This window comes from Pseudomonas sp. SST3, from assembly GCF_003325755.1.
On sequence record NZ_QORI02000094.1, the window covers coordinates 1 to 4,801 of the forward strand.

Below are 4,801 nucleotides of genomic sequence, written 5' to 3' on the forward strand. Positions count from 1 at the left end.
ATGAGAGCTGTGATGCCCGATGCATCCTGCCCGGTACCTGCAACATAGTCAGGTAAGGCGGGGTTGTCTGTAATGATTCGTAAAGCTGATAGGGCATGATTTCAGCCGGCAACACGGGGATTTGTCCCACGAAAATATAAGTGCGTACCCCCCTTCCCAACGGCCATGGCACGGATAGAATGGCGAGCCTTCCTGTAACACCCCCACCCTACTTTCTTATTGATGACGCCCATGTCCGAAGCCAGTCCGTGTCTGAATTGCGGTGCCTGCTGTTCACACTTTCGCGTGTCCTTCTTTTGGGGTGAGTGCGCCTCGTCCGGGGGCACGGTGCCCGATGACCTGGTGGTGCAGATCAACCCCAGCCGCGTGGCGATGATCGGCACCGACCGCAAACCGGCACGGTGTTGCAGCCTTGAAGGTGAAGTCGGACAGGCCACCAGCTGCTCAATTTATGAGCAGCGCTCCAGCGTGTGTCGCGAGTTCGAGGCGTCCTGGAGCCAGGGCGTGCAAAATGTCGATTGCGACGCTGCCCGTGCCGCATTCGGCCTGGCCCCGTTGGAGGCCCCGCACTTCGAACTCGACCTGCCCATCAGCGCTTAGCACCAAACGCTATGGACGGCATATCAAAATAATTTGAGATCAAAACGCCATTACTCATGGCAAATCTCGAGAGACTTCTATACTCGACCTCATAGGTCATCGCCGCTGGCAGTGACATGGCTCTGTGACGGGATAAGCTATGGAATGGCTGGGGCAGCATTTTTTTACCGACCTTCCAGACAGCGGGCATTTATTGCTCAACTGCAGTCATAACCCGTTTCTGGTGCTGCTGGCGTACCTGGTCGCCTGCGCGGCGGGTTTCGGTACCCTGGACATGGCCGAACGTGTGGGCCATGTCGAAGACCCCACCGCCCGCCGCCATTGGCGCTGGCTGGGTGCCGGTTGCCTGGCAGGCGGCATCTGGTCGACCCACTTCATCAGCATGCTGGCCTTCCAGGCCCCCATCGCCATTCACTACGAACTGATCATGACGTTCGCCTCGCTGCTGATCGCCCTGATCGCCTCGTTGCTTGCCATGCAGACCCTCAGTCATACCCACCTGCGCTTTCATCAGTACCTGGTGGCTTCGGTGTGGATGGGGCTGGGTATCGCGTTGATGCACTACGTGGGCATGTCAGCCATGCGCTCCCAGGCCCAGGTGTACTTCGAAACACGGCTGTTTTTTGGCCTCGGTGGCGATTGCCATGGGCGCCAGCCTGGCCGCATTGTTGCTGTCCAGTTACCTGCGCAACGGTGCCGGCGTGTTTCACCAACTGCTCAAATACGCCGCCAGCCTGGTGCTGGGCGCCGGGATTCTGAGCATGCACTTCACCGGCATGGCGGCTATGCAAATGCTGGTGCCCAGTGGCGCGGATCTTTCGTTACCGGCGGATAACAACCCGATTCAACTGGGCCTGTCGGTCGCCATGATCACCTTGCTGGTAATCGGCAGCAGCATCAGCGCAGCCCTGGCCGACAAGAAGTTGCAACACAAGGAGCGTGACCTGCGTCGGGTCAACGCGCTGCTCAGCGAACTCGACCAGGCCCGCGCTTCGCTGCAACAAGTGGCCCACTTCGACGCACTGACCAGCCTGCTTAACCGCCGTGGTTTCAATCAGATCTTTGCGGAAAAAGTCGCGGAAAAAACCCGCAGCCAAGGCATGCTGGCGGTGATCTTCCTTGATATCGACCATTTTCAAGCGTTATCAACGACAGCCTGGGCCATGACGCGGGCGACCAGTTGCTCACAGTGCTCGCCGGGCATATCAAGGGCTCGATACGCAGCCATGAAGATGTAGTGGCACGCTTTGGCGGCGATGAGTTCTGCATCCTGGTCAATATTCATCACCGCGACGAAGCCCGGCACATGGCCCAGCGCATCATGCAGAAGATGAAAGAGCCCATCGAACTGGCCGGCCGACGCATGGTGATGACCACCAGTATCGGTATCAGCCTGTTCCCCGAGGACGGCCACACCTGCGAAGAGCTGCTGAAAACCGCCGACCTAGCGCTGTACCAATCCAAGGATGCGGGGCGCAATTGTTTGAACTTCTTCAGTTCCAACCTTAAAACCCGTGCCTTTCTTGAGCTGCAACTGGAAGAAGAACTGCGCGCCGCCTTGCGAACGCGCAGCCAGCTGGTGCTGTTTTATCAACCGATCTTTGACATGAAACTGGGCAAGGTCACACGCCTGGAAGCCCTGGTGCGCTGGCAGCACCCCCAACACGGGCTACTGGCCCCGGACCGCTTTATCGGCATCGCCGAGAACAACGGACTGATCGCCGAGCTGGACCACTGGGTATTGCGTCAGGCCTGTCACGACCTGAGCCTGTTGTCTGACCGGGGCTACACCGAGCTGATCATGGCCGTGAATTGCTCGGCGCTGAACCTGGCGCGTGACGAACTGGCCGATGAAATCGAAGACGCCCTGCGCTTCGCCGGCATAGGCACCAACCGCCTGGAACTGGAAGTCACTGAAAACGCGTTGATGGGCAACATCAGCAGTACCTTGGCGCTGTTGCGGCAGATCCGCGCCCTGGGTGTGTCGCTGGCCATCGATGACTTCGGCACCGGCTATTCGTCGCTGGCTTACCTCAAGCGCTTGCCGCTCAACACTTTGAAGATCGACCGCTCGTTTATCCAGGACATCCCCAAGTCCACCGCAGACAGTGAAATTGTCCAGGCGATTATTGGCATGGCCCACACCCTGCACTTGCAGGTGGTCACCGAGGGCGTGGAAACCCAGGCGCAGTTCGAGCTGCTGCTCAAGCATGGCTGCGACTACATCCAGGGCTACCTGCTCAGCCCGGCGGTGCCTTTCGATGACATCATCGGCGTGATGCAGGGCATTGCCATGCGCAATCCGTTATATCTGCCAAGCGTGGAAGGCAACGACGCTGCGCAGCCAAAAGACCCGGCGCCAGGGCGTATCGGCTCGCCTTCTATTGTCAGGCCGATTCGTTGAGACCCGGGCACGGGGAGTGGTGGTGTGATCGTTGCTTCTCTTCACGCCGCGTCATACCCGGAAACAATTGCGCCACTCATTCCTTCTGCCCTCAACTGTTCCCGTGACGCTTACGTCACCCTCGGCTGTGACCTTTCTCTACGGCAAGGTGCCATCACGCGTTGAGCGGTTACTCGGCTACACACTTCACTGCGTGAAAAATACGCACCTTTTTCGTGCGCGCCATTATTACCGCGCCCTTTCCTGGATCAGGATCCACGGCGAGACCACTACCGCCCATAAGCTTGGATCCCGTTCCACCAGGTCCAATGCCCGCGTCGCAGACACCTCGCAAGGGTGCCTGCAGCCAGCCAGGCGGCGACTTTGTCACGGTTGTCTTCGGCCATTCCTTCGGCGGCCTCGATCAAATCCAGGCCGGCATCGACCCACAAATAGGGCACCCTTGGCAAAGAACGGTTCAAGCTCCTTCCAGGAAATTTCGGCGGTTTCACCGAGCAGCTTGGCATAGAGGGTGCTTGGTTCTTGCGTCATGGGAATTCACCTGAGTAAAAAATCGGCGCAATCATAGCCCCGTCGCTCAGGCAGAAAAACCCAGTAGCAAATGAAGTAGCGATTGAAACTGCCAGGAAAGCCACGGAATGCCTTGAAAGCTATCAGCAACCCGGCGCAATTCTGTCTTTTTCTTTCACTTAAGCGACACACCCAGGTTTTGCCCCCAGCTGCCAGCTTTTCAAGCGATCAACCGGCGCTCTACACTGTACCGGTACAGTTGCCAGGGCAATGCCGGGGGGATATCCGCGATATCTGATCCGGTTCTGCAGCTCACAAGGCCGCTAGAACTATAAAAAATACAACAGTAAGAGTGGAGCACTATGAATAAGGCTACTAAGCAGATTTCCAAACTGTTTGCCGCTATGGTCCTGGCTGGGGTTGCCGGCCATTCGTTCGCAGCCGACACCATCAAGATCGGCATCGCCGGCCCCAAGACCGGTCCGGTGACGCAATACGGCGACATGCAATTCATGGGTGCCAAGCAAGCCATCAAAGACATCAACGCCAAGGGCGGCGTAGACGGCAAGATGCTTGAGGCCGAGGAATACGACGACGCTTGCGATCCAAAGCAAGCCGTGGCCGTTGCCAACAAAGTGGTCAATGATGGCGTCAAGTTCGTGGTTGGTCACCTCTGCTCCAGCTCCACTCAACCCGCCTCCGACATCTATGAAGACGAAGGCGTGATCATGATTACCCCGGCTGCCACCAGCCCGGAAATCACCGCCCGTGGCTACAAGCTGATCTTCCGCACAATCGGCCTGGACAGCGCCCAAGGCCCGGCAGCCGGCAACTACATCGCCGACCACGTGAAACCGAAGATCGTTGCCGTACTGCACGACAAGCAGCAGTACGGTGAAGGCATCGCCACCGCCGTTAAACAGACCCTCGAGAAGAAAGGCACCAAGGTTGCCGTCTTCGAAGGCCTGAACGCTGGCGACAAAGACTTCTCCTCGATCATCCAGAAACTCAAGCAAGCCAACGTCGACTTCGTCTACTACGGCGGCTACCACCCTGAGCTGGGCCTGATCCTGCGCCAAGCCAAGGAAAAAGGCCTGAACGCCAAGTTCATGGGCCCGGAAGGCGTCGGCAACGACTCCATCTCGCAAATCGCCCAAGGTGCATCCGAAGGCCTGCTGGTGACCCTGCCGAAGTCCTTCGACACCGACCCGGCCAACAAAGCCATCGTTGAAGAGTTCGCCAAGAACAAGCAGGACCCAACCGGTCCGTTCGTGTTCCCGGCCTACT

Annotated in this window: 2 protein-coding genes and 2 pseudogenes; 3 read left to right on the top strand and 1 reads right to left on the bottom strand. The window is 58.2% G+C overall.

The genetic code is table 11. The annotated features are described in order from the left end of the window. The first annotated feature begins 231 nt into the window (after nucleotides 1–231). Together DQ405_RS24115 and DQ405_RS24120 are read left to right on the top strand one after the other, a co-directional pair. Nucleotides 232–600, top strand: coding sequence for a YkgJ family cysteine cluster protein (locus DQ405_RS24115; RefSeq protein WP_014717283.1), 369 nt, complete (start codon nucleotides 232–234; stop codon nucleotides 598–600). A gap of 139 nt (nucleotides 601–739) precedes the next feature. After that, nucleotides 740–3,004: pseudogene (locus DQ405_RS24120) on the top strand (putative bifunctional diguanylate cyclase/phosphodiesterase). A gap of 228 nt (nucleotides 3,005–3,232) precedes the next feature. Here the strand turns inward: DQ405_RS24120 and DQ405_RS24125 are convergent. Next, a pseudogene (locus DQ405_RS24125) lies at nucleotides 3,233–3,510 on the bottom strand (DUF2288 family protein). Between the two features lie 366 nt (nucleotides 3,511–3,876). Between DQ405_RS24125 and DQ405_RS24130 the strand changes: the two are divergent. Next, nucleotides 3,877–4,801: high-affinity branched-chain amino acid ABC transporter substrate-binding protein (locus DQ405_RS24130; RefSeq protein WP_168426345.1), on the top strand; the 925-nt coding region annotated here is incomplete at its 3' end.

Coding starts and splice junctions, on each gene's coding strand:
- DQ405_RS24115 (WP_014717283.1), top strand. CDS start 232: ATGTCCGAAGCCAGTCCGTGTCTGAATTGCGGTGCCTGCTGTTCACAC.